This is a genomic window from Mesorhizobium sp. M1A.F.Ca.IN.020.03.2.1 (assembly GCF_004023205.1).
In the GTDB taxonomy this organism is placed as follows: Bacteria; Pseudomonadota; Alphaproteobacteria; order Rhizobiales; family Rhizobiaceae; genus Mesorhizobium.
The window spans coordinates 1-16,302 of record NZ_RZSV01000027.1 but is presented as its reverse complement, the minus strand read 5'-3'; the positions used below and the strand labels follow the sequence as shown (position 1 = coordinate 16,302).

Below are 16,302 nucleotides of genomic sequence, written 5' to 3'. Positions count from 1 at the left end.
GCCGCCCTCTCTCACGCAAACACCTCCGCCGTGGCGAGCAGAGACGCCTTGCGATCCTTGTCCGAAAGCTGGAATCCGCCTGGGATCGCCGGCCATTCGATGCCGATTTCGGGATCGTCGAAGCGGATCGACCTGTCATGCCCGGGCGAATAGGTGTCGGTCACCTTGTACAGCACTTCCGTGTGCGGAACGAGCGTGACGAAGCCGTGCGCAAACCCTTTCGGCACCAGGATCTGGTTGCCCTTCTCAGCCGATATTTCCAGCGCCACCCACTTGCCGAACGTCGCCGAGGAACGGCGGATGTCGACCGCGACATCGAAGACGCTGCCGCTTATCACGCGCAGCAGCTTATCCTGGGCGCGCGGCAGCAACTGGTAGTGCAGTCCGCGCAGCACGCCGGCGGCCGCGGAATAGGAGTGGTTGTCCTGCACGAAGGCGAGATCGATGCCGGCCTCGGCGAAACGCCCGGCATTCCAGGTCTCGCTGAAAAAACCGCGCGCGTCGCCGTGCCGCTTGGGCACGATCTCCAGCACGCCGTCGAGGCCGAGCGGCCTGACCTCAAGCAAACCGTTCCTCCGTCAGGTCGGCGGCCCGCTTGCGCAGATAGGCAGCGTACTCATTCTTGCCCAGGCGCGCGGCGCGCTCCAGAACCTTTTCAGCGTCGAGCCAACCCTGCTCCAGCGCTATCTCCTCCGGGCACGCGATCTTGATGCCTTGGCGATGCTCGATCGTGCGCACGAAAGACGATGCTTCGAGCAGGCTGTCATGCGTGCCGGTGTCCAGCCAGGCGTAACCCCTTCCGAGGCGGCGGACATGCAGCTCACCACGCTCGAGATAGACATTGTTGATCGCCGTGATCTCGAGCTCGCCGCGCGCCGAAGGGCGGATCGTGGAAGCAATGTCGACGACATCATTGTCGTAGAAATAGAGACCGGTCACGGCCCAGTTGGACTTGGGCTTTTGCGGCTTCTCCTCGATCGTCAAAGCCCTGCCGGTGACCTTGTCGAAGGAGACCACGCCATAACGCTCCGGATCGTCGACATAGTAGGCGAAGACCGAGGCGCCGCCATCACGCATCGCCGCCTCGCGGCAGAGCTGCGACAGGCCGCCGCCAAAATAGATGTTGTCGCCGAGGATCATCGACACACTGTCCCTGCCGATGAAGTCGCGGCCGATGATGAAAGCCTCGGCAAGACCATTCGGCTGAGGCTGCTCGGCATAGGAAAGCTCCACACCGAATTCGGAACCGTCGCCCAGCAAAGCCTGAAACACCGGCAAGTCACGCGGAGTTGAAATGACCAGAATCTGGCGGATTCCCGCGAGCATCAGCACGCTCAGCGGGTAGTAGATCATGGGCTTGTCGTAGATCGGCAGTATTTGCTTAGAAACCGCTAATGTTAGGGGATAGAGGCGTGTTCCGCTGCCGCCGGCAAGGATAATTCCTTTCAACAAGCTCTCCTTGAACTACCGCGGCCCCCGCCTCGACGCCAAGTTGCCCGTGCTTATGTTTCGGGCACTGGCTTGTCAATTGTCGGCTTGATTTCTTCCCCGACGCTATTTCACTGCTTTCTACATCCGGCATGCGGCGATTGCGAGCGAATCCGGCGCAAAAGGGGACGGCCGGCGCCAAGCGCCCACCGGCCCTTGTCATTTGGTCGCAATCAGGAGCGCTTGAGCAGCGCCCAGACCGCCGGCACGAGGCTCGCGGCCAGCGCCACCTTGATCAGGTCGCCGGCGATGAACGGCGCGACGCCGAACTGCCAGGACTTTTCCGGTCCGATGAGCGCCGCCAGCCAGGCAAAGCCCATCGTCATCATGACGATCTCGGCGGCAAGCATGGCGCCGAACAGCTTGAAGGGGTGGCGGTCCCAGCCGCGGTCGGCGGCCCAGCCGGCGATCGCCGCCATCACCACGAAGCCGGCAAGGTAGCCGCCGGTGGAGCCCAGCATATAAGCGATGCCGAGGCCCTTTTCCGGCGTGCCCTGGAACACCGGCAAACCAAAAGCGCCCTCGGCGAGGTAGAGAAGGAGCGTCGCGACGGCAAGACGCATGCCGAAGGCCGAGGCGATCAGCAGCACCGCAAGCGTCTGCAGCGAGATGTCGACCGGGCCCAACACCACTTTCGTCTTCGCCGACAGGGTGAGCAGGAGGGTTCCTGCAAGCGCCAGAAAGAGCTGGCTGGCAAGCCGGGCCGCGCCCTGGTCGGGCAGAGCGAGAGAAACGAGCGGGCGCATCGTGGTTGCAGTTGCCATGGTCTTCCCCATCGTGGCTGATTTGCTGGCTTTGAGGCGCGTCGCGGAGAAACGAGTTCAGGCGGCGCGCTTCAAGATTTCGTCCTGATGCGTGTCGTTCTCCCAAGACTGCTGCGCAGTTTTGGGCGACATGCATTGATTTTCCTATATTGGCTTCCGCAGGATGCGGCAATCATTTTGCCGCGAGCAGCAGGACCCGGCATGACGCTTGAATTCGACGCACGCTTCGCTCCTGCCTATGGCCAGGCGGTCACCGTCGCGCCGGACGTCCAGCGCGTCACGGCCAGGAATCCGAGCCCGTTCACCTTCCACGGCACCAACAGCTACCTCGTCGGCCGCGACACGCTGGCAGTGATCGATCCAGGTCCGGACGACGATGAGCATCTCGGAACGCTGCTCACGGCAATAGGCGGCAGGCCGGTCAGCCATATCTTCGTCAGCCATACCCACCGCGATCATTCGCCGCTCGCGGCGCGGCTGAAAGAACGCACCGGCGCTCCCGTGCTCGCCGAGGGCCCGCATCGGCCGGCGCGGCGCCTGAGCATCGGCGAGATCAATCCGCTGGATGCCAGTGCCGATTTGGGCTTCGTGCCCGACATTGCGCTGGCGGACGGCAGCCTTACCCATGGCGACGGCTGGGCGATCCGCACCGTGCTGACGCCAGGGCATACCGCCAACCACGCGGCATTTGCGCTGGAGGGCACAGGTATCCTGTTTTCGGCCGACCATGTCATGGCCTGGGCCACATCCATCGTGGCGCCGCCCGACGGGGCGATGGCCGACTATATGAAATCGCTCGACCGGCTGATCGAGCGCGACGACCGCCTGCTGTTGCCCGGCCATGGCGGACCGGTGACCGCGCCGCGCAGCTTCATGCGCGGGCTGAAGTCGCATCGCAAGATACGCGAGCAGGCGATCCTGGAACGCATCCTGAGCGGCGACCGAACCATCAAGGAGATGGTCGCGGCGATCTATCGCGACACCGACCCGCGGCTGCACGGAGCAGCCGGCCTTTCGGTTCTCGCGCATCTCGAGGACTTGGTGGCCCGCGGTCTCGTCGCCAGCGAAGGCGACCCGGCGATCGACGGGATTTTCAGGCCTGCCGGTTGACTCACTCGGCCGGCGCCGCGCCGACCTGGCCGGCGACCTCCTGATCGAGCTCGGCGAGGAAATCGGTGATACGGGCGGCATTGTCGCCCAAGTCATGACGCCCGTAGCGCGAGGCCGAACGCATGTCGACGACGACCGAATCGCCGTCGTCGGCGACGCGGATGGCCACATCTGCCGGCAGACCGAGCACCAAGCCTCTCGCGACCGCGGTGATCGTCGCCTCGCTCTGGCTGTTGATGTCGGGATAGGGCGCGGTCAGCTGCCAGTCCCGCCGGTCGAGCACGGTCTCGACAGCATCGACCACGGTTTCGAAGGGCAGGTTGTAGCTGCGCCCGCTAACCAGCGGATATGCTTCCGCCTGCAGGCTCTGCTCGCCGGGCGTCGGCGGCGACAGCGCGTTCATATCGCTTGTCCGGTCGCTGGTGTCGAGCGCCGGCGGGTCGTCGACGTCGGTCGAAATGTCGCGCAGCGGCGGATAGACGGTCGCCCAGTAGGCGGCGATGCCGAAAGGCGCAAGCACCAGCACTGCCAGCAGGGCGCCGACGCTGAGATCGCGGCCGCCGCGGTCGCCGAAATTCCACAGCCTCGACAGTGCAAGCCCGGCGAGCAGCAGCGCGAGCGCCGCAAGCAGCGCAACGAGCGCCAGCACCCACAGGAAAGGCGGGGTGTCGACAAGGTCGAGCCGGTAGCCGGCAACGACGGTCAGCAAAAGGACGAGCGAGAATGCCCCGATCCGCCGCGACCAGCCGGCCGCCCTCGACGTCTGCCGTTCAGGAATTGTAGCCATCGTCTGCCGCATTACCCCAGTCCGCATCGAGACTTAGAGCTTTTTGCGCCAGCCTTGAAGCCGAAAGATTAACAATCCTCAATCCGTCGGCAGCCGATACTCCTTGAATTGCTGGCGCAAGGTGGTCTTCTGGATCTTGCCCGTCGCCGTGTGGGGAATCTCGCCGACGAAGGCGACGTCGTCGGGCATCCACCACTTGGCCACCTTGCCGCTCATGAAGGTCAGGATATCGCTCTTGCTCGGCTCCTTGCCCGGCTTGCACACGACCACCAGCAGAGGGCGCTCGCCCCATTTGGAGTGCGGCACGCCGATGGCCGCCGCCTCCGCTACATCGGGATGCCCGACAGCCAGGTTCTCGAGATCGATGGTGGAGATCCACTCGCCGCCCGATTTGATGACATCCTTGGCGCGGTCGGTGATCTGCATATAGCCGCTGGCGTCGATATGGGCGACGTCGCCGGTGTCGAACCAGCCGTCGGCGTCGAACTGCTCGGCGCCGACGCCGCCGTAATAGGCGCGCGCGACCGCCGGGCCGCGAACTTTCAGCCGCCCGAAGGTCTTGCCGTCCCAGGGCAGCGCGTTGTTCTCGTCGTCTGTCACCTTCATTTCAACGCCGAAGGGCGGGTGGCCCTGCTTGCCCTGGATATCGAGCCTGGCATCGCCGGTCAGCCCTTCATATTCCGGCTTCATGGTGCACAACGTGCCGAGCGGCGACATTTCGGTCATGCCCCAGGCATGCACCACCTCAACCGCGTATTTGTCCTGGAACTTGGCGGTGACGGCGCGCGGGCAGGAGGAACCGCCGATGACGACCTTGTTGAGATAAGGCAGCTTCCTGCCGGTCTCCTCGAGATACTGCAGCAGCATCATCCATACCGTCGGCACAGCGGCGCTGAAAGTTACCTTTTCGGTGTCGAGCAATTCGTAGATCGAGGCGCCATCCATCTTGCAGCCTGGCATCACCAGCTTGGCCCCGATCATCGGCGCGGCCTGACCGAGTCCCCAGGCATTGGCATGGAACATCGGCACCACGGGCAGGACGACGTCGCGCGTCGAAACGCCCATGGCATCGGGCATGGCGGCCATCATGGCGTGCAGCACGTTCGAGCGATGGCTGTAGACGACGCCCTTCGGATCGCCGGTCGTGCCCGACGTGTAGCACATGCCAGCAGCCGTGTTCTCGTCGAATGTCTTCCAGGCGAAGGCGCCGTCGGCCTCGGCAAGCCATTCCTCATAGGCAACAGCGTTCGGCAACGAGGTTTGCGGCATATGCGCCTGATCGGTCAGCACGATCACCTGCCTGAGCGACCTGATCTGGCCGGCGATCTTTTCCAGCAGCGGCACGAAGGTCAGGTCGACGAAGATCGCCTTGTCCTCGGCGTCGTTCATGATCCAGGCGATCTGTTCGGGAAACAGGCGCGGATTGAGCGTGTGGTAGATCGCGCCGATCCCTATGATGCCATACCAGGCCTCGATGTGGCGGGCGGTGTTCCAGGCAAGCGTTGCGATGCGGTCGCCGAGCCCGAAGCCGTCACGCTCCAGCCGCTGCGCCGCTTTGAGCGCCCGATGACGGACGTCGGCAAAGGTGGTGCGCACGATCGGGCCTTCGATCGAACGCGACACGATCTCGCGCCCGCCGTGCTGGCGTTCGGCGTGATCGATCAGCTTATGGCAGAGCAGCGGCCATTCCTGCATCAGTCCGAGCATCTCGGCTCCTCCCCTTTTTTCGCGCTTCCGCGTCATTGTTTCACGCATTGTGGAATGATCCGGCGGATTGTCCAGCCACCATAAGTCCAAGGCGGTCGGATGGGCGGAATGACCCGTGAAACCCGTCATAATCCGGCCATCGTCGCCGTTAAGATTCATTAATGGGCTGGGTGAGATTGGCGAATGGAGAGATTCGCATGGACGTGCAGCTCGATGAAAAAGCCCTCGAAAGCACGCTTGCCGAAAGTCTGGACGATCTGACGCCGGACTCCAAAACCGTTTCCGACGATGAATTTGCCGAAGTCGTCGGCGGCGCGCTGGAGGCCGTCGGCGGAACGCTGCTGTTCAAGATGTGCGTCGAGAATGACGGCGAAGGCCAGCATGTCGCTGCCGCAAGCGTCGGCGACGGCGGCAACCGCCAGTTCCTGCTGCTCACGCTGCCGACCGCCGGCGGCGCGCTGAAGGTCGAGACAGCGGCGAGAAGCAGCAATCCGGTCGCCGGCATCGCTGCCGCCTATGCCGGCCTCATGGACGCATTCAAGGCCGCCGCCTGACTGTCGGCGGTTAGAACATTATTTCGCTGCACGCGACGCGTCATCGCGCCGCCTTGCGCGAGGCGTCGGGCCGATCCACCTTTGACGGACGAGAGCGGTTCCGAACGGAAAAACCGCCGCGCACCTTCCTCAAACTGCCGATGAGACCCGTCTTGGACAAGCGTGCCAACCCCGCCCCCGGCTTTCAGCGCAATCCCGACAAGGTGATAACGATCGAGCCTTATCGCGGCGCCGTCACGGTCAGCGCCGGCGACGTCGTCATCGCCAGGTCAACCCGGGCCAGGCTCTTGTCGGAACCGCCCTACCCAGCGGTTTTTTACATCCCGTTCGACGATATCGATCTCAGCAAGCTCGCCAGGACCGAGCATTCGACGCATTGTCCCTACAAGGGCAACGCGAGCTATTGGAGCGTGCTGCCGGCCGGCGACAGCGGCAGGGACGCGATGTGGGCCTATGAGCAGCCTTTCGACGAAGTGGTCGAGATCCGCGATCACGGCGCGTTCTATACGGGCAAGGTGACGGTCGAGACTAAGCCGGAGTGATAGACTGCGGCGGAAAGCATCGCGGATCTCCGAGGTCGCTGAGCCTCCCAGCCGTCGTCATCAACCTCCGCCACGGATCAATCCGTGGTGCCGTCGTTGCCGACGTCGTCGGCGTCGTCCAGCCGAACGAAGGTCAGGCCCTTCTGCTTCAGGGCGAGCAGGCCCTGGACGACACCCTCGCCCGCGGCATGGGTCGGTTGGTTGATGTGAGCGATGATGACGTCGCCATCCTTGGCAGCGGCGATGCGCCGGGCGGTTTCCTTGGCGCCGAGCAGTGAGCCGCCGTCGCCATTGACGGAAAAGCCCGCGACCTTGAAGCCCAGCTTGCGGATCATGGCGATCGCCGACGGGCTGTATTCGGCGGTGGCGCCGCGAAACCATTTCGGCGGCGGGCCGCCGGCGCTCGCAAGCGCCGCGGCACCCGACTCGACCTCGGCCTGAACGGCATCAGGACTGCCGGCACTGCTGATGCCGTAGATCTTGCGGGGCGTGTCGACCGCCGGGATGTGGCGGCCACCGTGGTTTTCCAGTTCGAACAGATCAGGATGCGCGCGCATGATCCCGACAGCGGCGGCGTTGCGCTTCAGCCAGATGCCGGTGACGAAGATAGTCGCGGGAACTTTGTTTTCTACCAGGGCCGAAAGAATGCGCGTATCGGTCTTCCCGCCGCAGGCGTCCAGCGTGAGCGCGACACGGCCACCGCCGCCTTGCGGCGTCAGATGCAACGTCGGTTCGACCAGCGTCCCGGCATTGCCAGCCGAGAGCACGACAAGCGATAGCGCGATCGCGCAAAGAGATTTTTGAAGCAAACCCGTCATTCCCATGCCCGGCCCGTCAAGCCGCTCAACCGCAAGATGTCGTCAACAAGACGCGCATCTAGGCGAAAATCGGAACGGTTCGCATCCGAAAAGCCACCGCGCGACAATTTGCATGGAGAGTAGCTGTAAAAGCTCAACACGCCTTTAGCAGACTTGAGCTAGACCGCCTGCTCAAGCGCCACGTCGGTACGCGCCAAAAGTTCGCGCACCGCCTCGACCACGGAATCCACTTCAAGGCGCCAGACACAGCATGCCTTGCTCGAATCGGTCCGACGGCACAGGTCGCCGCCGACGCAATCGCAGGGCATGGAGGGGCGCAACGAGATGCTGGGGACCCCGACCGGGCCCCATCGAACCGGATTGGTCCGGCCGAACAGACCAACGACCGGAGTGCCGGCTGCGGCCGCCATATGCATCGGGCCACTCTCATTGCCGAGGAATAACCTGGCCTCCTTGAGCAGCGCCAGCAACGTTTCGAGCGAGAGCGTGCCGACCAGATTGACGACCGGCGTTTTCGCTGCCGCCACGATCTTGTCCGCCGCCTCGTGCTCATCAGGGCCGCCGATCAGCACAGCGTCCAGGCCAGTTTCGGACGATATCCGTTCGATCGCGGCCGCAAAGCGCTCCGGCTGCCAGCGACGCCCGATGAAGCTCGCCCCCGCATGCACCGCCACGAAGGCATTTGGCCGCAAATGATGCTTGCTCAGCAAGGCGAGCGCTTGCGTCGTTTCGAAGGGCAGCGGACGGATAGCCGGTGCCCTGACGCGCAGGTCGACGCCGAGCACCTCGAGCGGCGACAAATAGCGGAAGAGATAATGTTTTTCGCCGAATCCGTACGGCTTCATCCTGACATTGGCAGGCTGGCGCTCAAGCCAGCGCAGAGGTCGCTCCGTCGGATAGTGGCCGACACGAATCGGGGCACGGACCAATCCGGACACCAGCCGCGAAGTCTTGGAATCGGTGATGTCGATGACCATGTCGTAGCGGTGCCGCCGCAAAGTTCGCACAACCCGGACAAGCTCGCGCCCGCGCTGGAGCGGCGTGCCGCGCATGCCGGCACGGCTGAACGAAACGACCTCCGCTGCGATGCCATGCGCTGTTAGAAATCCAGCAAACCTGGCATCGCACAGGAACACGACCTTCACACCTGGATATTCGAGCTGAAGGTTCTTCGCCAAGGCAGAGGCAAGCACGATGTCGCCTATGAACTTGGTCTGCATGATCAGGATCGATCGGAAAGAGGTGGGGGAAATCTGCAACATCTGTTTCACGCCCCGAGTAATTCGGAACCAGAAACTGCCCAGGAACGATGTCGAGATTGAGAACCAGCGCGCGCACGTTCGCGTGAGTTTCCATACGAAATCGTAAGATGGAGCGCGCCGTTCAGGCGCGCTTGGCTCTTCCCTTCGCGGCCTCCACGGCCGCCTGGGCCGCAGCCAGCCGGGCAATCGGTACACGGTAAGGCGAGCATGACACATAGTCGAGGCCGACCTCTTCGCAGAAGCGGATCGAGGCCGGGTCGCCGCCATGCTCGCCGCAAATGCCGAGCTTGATGTCGGGTCGTGTTCCCTTGCCCTTTTCCGCCGCAATCCGCACCAGTTCGCCGACACCGTCGATGTCCAGCGAAACGAACGGATCCTGTTCGATGATACCTTTCTGCCGGTAGGTTTCAAGGAAGGAGGCCGCATCGTCGCGCGAGATGCCGAAAGTCGTCTGGGTCAGATCGTTGGTGCCGAAGGAGAAGAACTCGGCCGCTTCGGCAATGACATGGGCGCGGATGGCTGCGCGCGGCAGCTCGATCATGGTGCCGGTAAGATAGTCGATCTTGGTGCCGGTCTCCTGCATGACGCTTTGCGCGACGGCATCGATGCGCGCCTTGACGTATTGCAGCTCCTTCACGAGGCCGACCAGCGGCACCATGATTTCGGGCACCACCAGCGCGCCGGCCTTGTGGCCGGCCTGAACCGCCGCCTCGAAAATGGCGCGTGCCTGCATCTCGGCGATCTCGGGATAGGAGACCGCCAGACGGCAGCCGCGATGCCCGAGCATCGGATTGAACTCATGCAGCGCCTCGGTACGCTGCCTGAGCTTGTCCGCCGGCACATTCATGGCGGTCGCGACCTCGGCGAGCTCGGCGTCGGTCTTGGGCAGGAATTCGTGCAACGGCGGGTCCAGCAGGCGGATCGTCACCGGCAAGCCCGCCATGATCTCGAACAGCTCGAGGAAATCCGAACGCTGCATCGGCAGAAGCTTGTCGAGCGCCGAGCGCCTGTCCTTCTCGGTGTCGGCCAGGATCGTCTCGCGCATGGCGATAATGCGGTCACCTTCGAAGAACATGTGCTCGGTGCGGCAAAGGCCAATGCCTTCGGCGCCGAAGGAGCGCGCCATGCGCGCGTCGAGCGGCGTCTCGGCATTGGTGCGCACCTTCATGCGGCGCGCGGCATCGGCCCATTCCATGATGGCGGCGAAGTCACCGGACAGCTCCGGCTGCAGCATGGCGACGGCGCCCTTCAGCACCTGGCCGTTGCCGCCGTCGATGGTGATGATGTCACCCTTGCGGAAGGTCTGGCCCATCGAGATCAGCGTGCCGGCCTTGTAGTCGACTCGCAGCGAGCCGGCGCCCGAGACGCAGGGCTTGCCCATGCCGCGCGCCACCACGGCGGCATGACTGGTCATGCCGCCGCGCGTGGTGAGGATGCCTTCGGCGGCATGCATGCCGTGGATGTCCTCCGGGCTGGTCTCGACGCGCACGAGAATGACCTTGCGGCCTTGCGCCTTGGCATCCTCGGCCTCACCGGAGGAGAAGACGATCTCGCCGGTGGCCGCGCCCGGCGAGGCCGGCAGGCCGACGCCGATGACGTCGCGCGCCGCCTTGGGATCGATGGTCGGATGCAGGAGCTGGTCGAGCGAGGCCGGATCGATGCGGGCAACCGCCTCCTCTTTCGTGATCAGCCCGTCTTTCGCCATCTCGACGGCAATCCTGAGCGCCGCCTTGGCGGTACGCTTGCCGGAGCGGGTCTGCAGCATCCACAATTTGCCGCGCTCGATGGTGAATTCGAGGTCCTGCATGTCGCGGTAATGCTTCTCCAGCCGGTCGGAAATATCGACGAAGGACTGGAAAGCTTCCGGCATCAGTTTCTGCAGCGAGGGCTTGTCAGAGCCCGCAGCGATGCGCGCGGCCTCGGTTATGTTCTGCGGCGTGCGGATGCCGGCCACCACGTCCTCGCCCTGCGCATTGACCAGGAATTCGCCATAGAGCTGCTTTTCGCCGGTCGAGGGATTGCGGGTGAAGGCAACGCCGGTGGCGGAGGTGTCGCCCATATTGCCGAACACCATGGCCTGGACGTTGACCGCCGTGCCCCAGCTTTCCGGGATGTCGTGCAGGCGACGGTAGGTGATGGCGCGGTTGTTCATCCAGCTCGAAAACACGGCGCCGATGGCGCCCCAGAGCTGCTCGCGCGGGTCCTGCGGGAACGGCTTGCCGAGCTCCTCCTCGACCTTGGCCTTGTAGAGCGCGATCACACCCTGCCATTCGATGGCCGTCAGCTCGGTGTCGAGCTCATGGCCGAGGCTCGCCTTCTGGTCCTCGAGAATTTCCTCGAAAACCTCGTGATCGAGGCCCATGACGACGTCGGAATACATCTGGATGAAGCGGCGGTAACTGTCATAGGCAAAGCGGGCATCGCCGGAATCGGCGGCAAGCGCCTCGACCGTCTCGTCGTTGAGGCCGAGATTGAGCACGGTATCCATCATGCCTGGCATCGAAGCGCGGGCGCCGGAGCGCACCGAGACCAGAAGCAGCTTCGACGGATCGCCGAAATTGCGGCCGGTGAGCCTGCCGATATGGTCGAGCGCCGCAAGGACATCCGCTTCAAGCGATGTCGGATAGGTGCGGCCGTTGGCGTAATAGGCATTGCAGACTTCAGTGGTGATGGTGAAGCCCGGCGGCACCGGCAGGCCGAGGCTGCACATCTCGGCAAGGTTGGCGCCCTTGCCGCCGAGCAGGTTGCGATCACCGGCTCGGCCTTCAGCGGCACCGTCGCCGAAGGTGTAAACCCACTTGGTCATGAATGCCCTCCAGGTCCCTTGGAAGATAGACAACACCCGGGCCAAGGCCCCGGTCCCCGCCCTTCCGATCCGAGCGATAAGATGCTGCATTGCGAAAGGCAAGCGCCGGCAAAGCAAGCGCCGCGACTACAATCGATTAAGCAAAAGCTGCGTCAAAAAGACTTGCCGGTGTGAGTTGCGCGAGATAGAACACAACAAGAACAAAGTGGAGTAGCGCGATGAAACTCGAGGGAAAACTCGACTATCTGGAACTTCCGGCCACCGGCGGCACGCTGGACAGCGTCAAATCCTTCTACAGCGCGGCGTTTTCCTGGTCTTTCACCGATTACGGGCCAACTTACTCCGCTTTTGCCGAGGGGCTCGACGGCGGCTTCCAGGCCGATGCGGGCGAAGCGCCCGCCAGACCGCTGCCCGTGCTCTATTCCGAAAACCTGGAGGAGACGCTGGAGGCCGTTGAGAATGCCGGAGGCAGCATCATCAAGCCGATCTTTTCCTTCCCAGGCGGCAGGCGGTTCCACTTCACCGACCCGGCCGGCAACGAGTTGGCCGTGTGGGGCGAATAGCCGGCAATTCCGGTCGCCGGATCGATCTCCCTTCCAGATTACGCCCGAACGCGGCGGCAATCCGCCGGCGCAGACATGCGGCAAGATTACTTTGGATGTCAGCGGTCCAAGCATTGAGCTTTCGACCGGCTCGTCCTATAAGGCCGCGCGCAGCGGGCACCGCCCGGCTGCTGGGGCGTCGCCAAGTGGTAAGGCATCGGTTTTTGGTACCGACATTCCCAGGTTCGAATCCTGGCGCCCCAGCCAACCATTTTTTATCTTTTATTCAATGATTTAGCTAAATCGATCAGGTCTTCGTCTAGGGCACTCGGCTAGGGCCTTGGATTGCGTGGACCGGCAGCAAGAATCTGGCGTCCGGAACTGGACTTAAGAGAAGCGGCGCCGTTTAGGACCGCTTCGAATTCACGATAGCATGTGCAGTATGGTGCCAAGGGCCGTAGCCCCTGTTGGCCGCTTTTCGCGATCGAGAGCACGCGGACCATTGTTCACGGTAGCTCAGTCAGCCGGGCTGCGAGGAAAAAGCGCGGCCGATTGACATACCGCTTAGAATTCCAATACCTATAGTATTTAGACGCCCAGTGCTGAATACCGGCGGGAGGAGCCAATGGCCGAAAACACGACAGCTGATCCTTCCACGCCTGCCCAGCTTCGCCTCGCGGGCGGAGCGCAGGGATTCAATTGGCTTCCGGTCTTCCTTGCAGACGAGTTGGGATTATTCGGCAAGCACGGCATTGCCATCGAATACAAGCGCTTCGGCAGCGTCGACAAGGCAACGGGAGCTGTCCTTGAGGGTGAGGCCGACCTTGCGATTACGCCGCCAGAAGGAGCAGTCGCGGACTTCGTGAACGGTGGAGAACTGCGCATTGTTGCGGCCAATGCAGTGCGGCTGCCGATGTCTCTCGTGGCGCGGCCAGAAATCGCCACCCTGGCGGACCTTCGAGGAAAGAGGATCGGCACGTCCTCGCTCACCGAGGGTACTGCGATTTACACGCAGATTGTGCTGGCTTCCCAAGGACTGCACTACCCCGCCGACTACGAATTCGTGCTTGCGGGTATTCATACCAAACGGTGGGAGGCGCTGCAGGCCGGGCAAGTCGACTGTGCTCCCCAGCCCGCGCCGTGGAACTTCCTGGCCGAGGACCAAGGCTACAAGCTGATCGGCGAGGTCAATGAGTTCATACCCGAGATCCTCTTCACCGCGGTCATCGGCCGATCATCGTGGCTGCAAGCCAATCGAGATGTGGTCATACGCTTCATCAACGCCCTGATTAAGGCCCATGCGATCACCAATGAACCGGCGCGGCAGGACGTAACATTGCCGATCTTCCAACGCATCACCACGCCGGAAAGCTCCACCCTGGCCAATCGTGCTCTAGGATACATGCGTGACATGGGCATGTGGCCGGACAAGCTGGCCGTGCCGGCAAACGCGTTGCGCACGACGATCGACCTGATGATCCGCGCGCATTTGCTCGATGAGGCCCTTCGGAGCCAAGCGCTGCACGCCTTCGATGCTTCTTACCTGGACGCCGCGTGCACCACTGTCGGCTGAACCCATCCTGCCGTGCACCAAAGCAATCCCGCAACTGACCCCTCACCTTCGCTTGCCCTTGGAGGTCGACGACCCTAAGTTGCTTGCTCAGATACGCTGGGTATCCCGATACGTTCATTGGATGATCAAAGATGGCGCGACTGACCCGTGAACAAAGCCAAGCCTTGACGCGCGAAAAGCTTTTGGCTTCGGCCAGCGAGATGGTGGCCCGAGACGGCTATTCCGGCGCATCGATCGAGCGGATCGCAGAGGAGGCCGGCTTCTCGAAGGGGGCCTTCTACTCCAATTTCACGAACAAGGAAGACATCTTCCTGCAACTGCTGGAGCGCAACGCCGGCGGAGATGTGGTCGAACTGACCGAAAGGCTTCGCAGCGTTGACGAGCCGAAGGATGTCATCGAATCCATTTGCGAATGGGCCAACCAACGCGCCAAGGACAAGCGCTGGGGAACGCTGGCCATCGACCTGCTGCGCATCGCGCGCCGCGACAACACGCTGGAGGATCGGCACCTGCGCCTGTTCAGGGACCAGTGGGAAGGGCTGGGCAGGCTGTTGTCGGAGAAGCTGTTTCCGTATGGGGATGCGGAACCCCGGCCACTCTATGTCGGCGGTATCGTCCTCGAACTCGTCTATGGCGGCATGTCGAGTTTTATGGACGACAGGGCGCCCGGCGAAATGGTGCGGGTCGCGCTGACGTCGATGCACGAGGCTCATCTTTTTAGGCATAAGAACGGAAAGGCCGTGCGCAAGCGGACTGCAGCGTCCTGACGCGAACTATGCCACGCCACGTTGGAAGGCCGACCGATTCTCCTTCGTGGACGTCGGGTGCCTATTCGTAGAGAAGTCCCTTCAAGCGCAGCCGTTCGCGCATTGAGTTGACGTCTAGGCTGAGCTTGCCTGCAGCGTAGAGGCGACGTTTGTCTTCCTCGGCCGCCTCCCGCTCTCGTGCCGTTCTCGCAACCAACTCGGCATTGGCACGGGGCACCACGCAGACGCCATCATCATCGGCGACGATCACGTCGCCAGGGCAGATGCGGGCACCGGCGCAGATGATCGGAACCTGGCAATCGCACGGCGTCTCCTTTACCGTTCCCTGAGCGAAGATCGCCTTCGACCAGACCGGGAACTTCATCGCTCGCAAAGCAGCCACATCGCGCACGCCGGCATCGATCACGAGGCCTCGGATGCCGAGCGCCATCGCCGATTCAGCCAGAAGGTCGCCGAAAAATCCGTCTTCGCATGGAGAGATCGGAGTCACGACGAGCACATCGCCCGGCCGCGCCTGCTCCAATGCAACATGAATGGTCCAGTTGTCGCCCGGCGCCACCTCGCAGGTAAGCGCATTGCCGCCGATCCTGGCGCCGTCATAGATGGGACGCAGCCGCGAGGCCAGCAGCCCCTTGCGTCCCTGGGCCTCGTGAACGGTTGCCACCCCCAGCGCGCCCAGTGCGTCGCACACTTCGATCGGCGTACGTTCGGTGTTTGTCACGACTTTTGCCATTGATATCTCCAGAGATTCGTGCCGGCCGGACCTCGCTAGCGACCCTGTCGCTTGAGCCTCTCGTCCAGCCGCGGGTAGACTTTGCGCGCATTGCCCTCGAACACCGCCGCGCGGTCGGCTTCGTCGAGGCCCAAAGCATCGATGTAACGGCGCGTGTCGTCGAAGTTGAAGCCGGTCAGCGGGTCAACCGCCTTGACCGCGCCCAGCAGTTCCGAGCCGAAGAGGATGTGGTCCGGACCGATCACGCGAAACAGCGTGTCGATCCCCGCCTGATGGTAGACGCAGGTGTCGAAATAGACGTTGCGCATCAGGTGCGTGGCGAGATCCGGCTTTTCCATCATGATTGCCAGCCCGCGATAGCGGCCCCAGTGATAGGGAACCGCGCCGCCGCCGTGGGGAATGATTAGCTTGAGGTCTGGGAAAGCGCGAAACAGGTCGCCCTGGATCAGCTGCATGAACACCGTGGTGTCGGCATTGATGTAGTGCGCACCGGTGGTGTGCAGGCAGTCCGAGCACGCGCCCGAGACATGGATCATGGCCGGCACCTGGAGCTCGACCATCCTCTCGAAGAGCGGATGCCAGTAGCGGTCATAGATTGGCGGCGCGGACCAGAAGCCGCCGGACGGATCGGGGTTGAGATTGCAGCCGACGAAGCCGAGCTCGTCCACACAGCGCTCGAGTTCAGCCAGCACAGGAGCGAGGTCACCGCTCATCGACTGCGGCAACTGGCAGACACCGGCAAAGTTCAGCGGGAACAGGTCCACGATGCGCGCAATGAGATCATTGGAGACACGGGACCATTCGGCATTCAGCGCAGCGCTGCCGACATGATGCCCCATGCCCGAGGCC

General features: G+C 63.1%; 16 protein-coding genes and 1 tRNA gene. 7 read left to right on the top strand and 10 right to left on the bottom strand.

From position 1 onward, the window contains the following. Positions 1-11: 11 nt before the first annotated feature. From rfbC to EOA79_RS07095, 3 genes are all read right to left on the bottom strand, one after another. Positions 12-566: a dTDP-4-dehydrorhamnose 3,5-epimerase gene (gene rfbC, locus EOA79_RS07105; RefSeq protein ID WP_095800261.1), complete on the bottom strand. Its 555-nt coding sequence runs from the start codon at positions 564-566 to the stop codon at positions 12-14. Continuing rightward, positions 559-1,449, bottom strand: a complete 891-nt coding sequence (gene rfbA / locus EOA79_RS07100) for a glucose-1-phosphate thymidylyltransferase RfbA (protein WP_095823926.1) — start codon at positions 1,447-1,449, stop codon at positions 559-561. The genes rfbC and rfbA overlap by 8 nt, the downstream gene beginning before the upstream one ends. Positions 1,450-1,661: 212 nt before the next feature. After that, on the bottom strand, positions 1,662-2,252 hold the full coding sequence (locus EOA79_RS07095; protein ID WP_095823927.1) for a biotin transporter BioY: 591 nt from the start codon (positions 2,250-2,252) through the stop codon (positions 1,662-1,664). Between the two features lie 201 nt (positions 2,253-2,453). On the opposite strand from EOA79_RS07095, the gene EOA79_RS07090 reads away from it, so the two are divergent. After that, a complete protein-coding gene (locus tag EOA79_RS07090; protein ID WP_095823770.1) occupies positions 2,454-3,362 on the top strand; it encodes an MBL fold metallo-hydrolase in 909 nt (302 codons plus the stop codon). 1 nt (position 3,363) lies between these two features. On the opposite strand, the gene EOA79_RS07085 is transcribed toward EOA79_RS07090, so the two are convergent. Together EOA79_RS07085 and EOA79_RS07080 are read right to left on the bottom strand one after the other, a co-directional pair. Continuing rightward, complete coding sequence (locus tag EOA79_RS07085; RefSeq protein ID WP_066998193.1) at positions 3,364-4,149, bottom strand: DUF1499 domain-containing protein; 786 nt, start codon at positions 4,147-4,149, stop codon at positions 3,364-3,366. A gap of 78 nt (positions 4,150-4,227) precedes the next feature. Next, positions 4,228-5,856, bottom strand: a complete 1,629-nt coding sequence (locus EOA79_RS07080) for a fatty-acid--CoA ligase (protein ID WP_095823928.1) — start codon at positions 5,854-5,856, stop codon at positions 4,228-4,230. Between the two features lie 197 nt (positions 5,857-6,053). Between EOA79_RS07080 and EOA79_RS07075 the strand changes: the two genes are divergently transcribed. Next, positions 6,054-6,410: a hypothetical protein gene (locus EOA79_RS07075; RefSeq protein WP_095777947.1), complete on the top strand. Its 357-nt coding sequence runs from the start codon at positions 6,054-6,056 to the stop codon at positions 6,408-6,410. Positions 6,411-6,562: 152 nt separating this feature from the next. Next, complete coding sequence (locus tag EOA79_RS07070) at positions 6,563-6,952, top strand: DUF427 domain-containing protein (protein ID WP_095823771.1); 390 nt, start codon at positions 6,563-6,565, stop codon at positions 6,950-6,952. 77 nt (positions 6,953-7,029) lie between these two features. Here the strand turns inward: EOA79_RS07070 and EOA79_RS07065 are convergent, their stop codons facing one another. From EOA79_RS07065 to ppdK, 3 genes are all read right to left on the bottom strand, one after another. Continuing rightward, a complete protein-coding gene (locus tag EOA79_RS07065; RefSeq protein WP_179293608.1) occupies positions 7,030-7,776 on the bottom strand; it encodes a polysaccharide deacetylase family protein in 747 nt (248 codons plus the stop codon). A gap of 152 nt (positions 7,777-7,928) precedes the next feature. Further along, positions 7,929-8,747 (bottom strand): glycosyltransferase family 9 protein, encoded by an 819-nt coding sequence (locus EOA79_RS07060; protein ID WP_245322292.1) that lies wholly within the window; start codon positions 8,745-8,747, stop codon positions 7,929-7,931. A gap of 406 nt (positions 8,748-9,153) precedes the next feature. Continuing rightward, a complete protein-coding gene (gene ppdK, locus EOA79_RS07055; RefSeq protein WP_067327900.1) occupies positions 9,154-11,838 on the bottom strand; it encodes a pyruvate, phosphate dikinase in 2,685 nt (894 codons plus the stop codon). 218 nt (positions 11,839-12,056) lie between these two features. Here ppdK and EOA79_RS07050 point away from each other — a divergent pair, with 218 nt between their 5' ends. From EOA79_RS07050 to EOA79_RS07035, 4 genes are all read left to right on the top strand, one after another. Beyond that, the gene (locus EOA79_RS07050) at positions 12,057-12,401 is read left to right on the top strand and encodes a VOC family protein (RefSeq protein WP_066997872.1); all 345 of its coding nucleotides are present in this window, start codon (positions 12,057-12,059) and stop codon (positions 12,399-12,401) included. Positions 12,402-12,572: 171 nt separating this feature from the next. Beyond that, positions 12,573-12,647 (top strand) — tRNA-Gln (locus EOA79_RS07045). 358 nt (positions 12,648-13,005) lie between these two features. Further along, complete coding sequence (locus tag EOA79_RS07040) at positions 13,006-13,953, top strand: ABC transporter substrate-binding protein (RefSeq protein ID WP_095823774.1); 948 nt, start codon at positions 13,006-13,008, stop codon at positions 13,951-13,953. Positions 13,954-14,084: 131 nt separating this feature from the next. Further along, positions 14,085-14,720, top strand: coding sequence for a TetR/AcrR family transcriptional regulator (locus EOA79_RS07035; RefSeq protein ID WP_066997878.1), 636 nt, complete (start codon positions 14,085-14,087; stop codon positions 14,718-14,720). A gap of 61 nt (positions 14,721-14,781) precedes the next feature. Here EOA79_RS07035 and EOA79_RS07030 read toward each other — a convergent pair whose 3' ends face one another. Together EOA79_RS07030 and EOA79_RS07025 are read right to left on the bottom strand one after the other, a co-directional pair. Continuing rightward, positions 14,782-15,453 (bottom strand): 4-carboxy-4-hydroxy-2-oxoadipate aldolase/oxaloacetate decarboxylase, encoded by a 672-nt coding sequence (locus EOA79_RS07030; protein WP_095800267.1) that lies wholly within the window; start codon positions 15,451-15,453, stop codon positions 14,782-14,784. Between the two features lie 35 nt (positions 15,454-15,488). Then, on the bottom strand, positions 15,489-16,302 hold an 814-nt coding region (locus EOA79_RS07025; protein WP_164893832.1), incomplete at its 5' end, for an amidohydrolase family protein.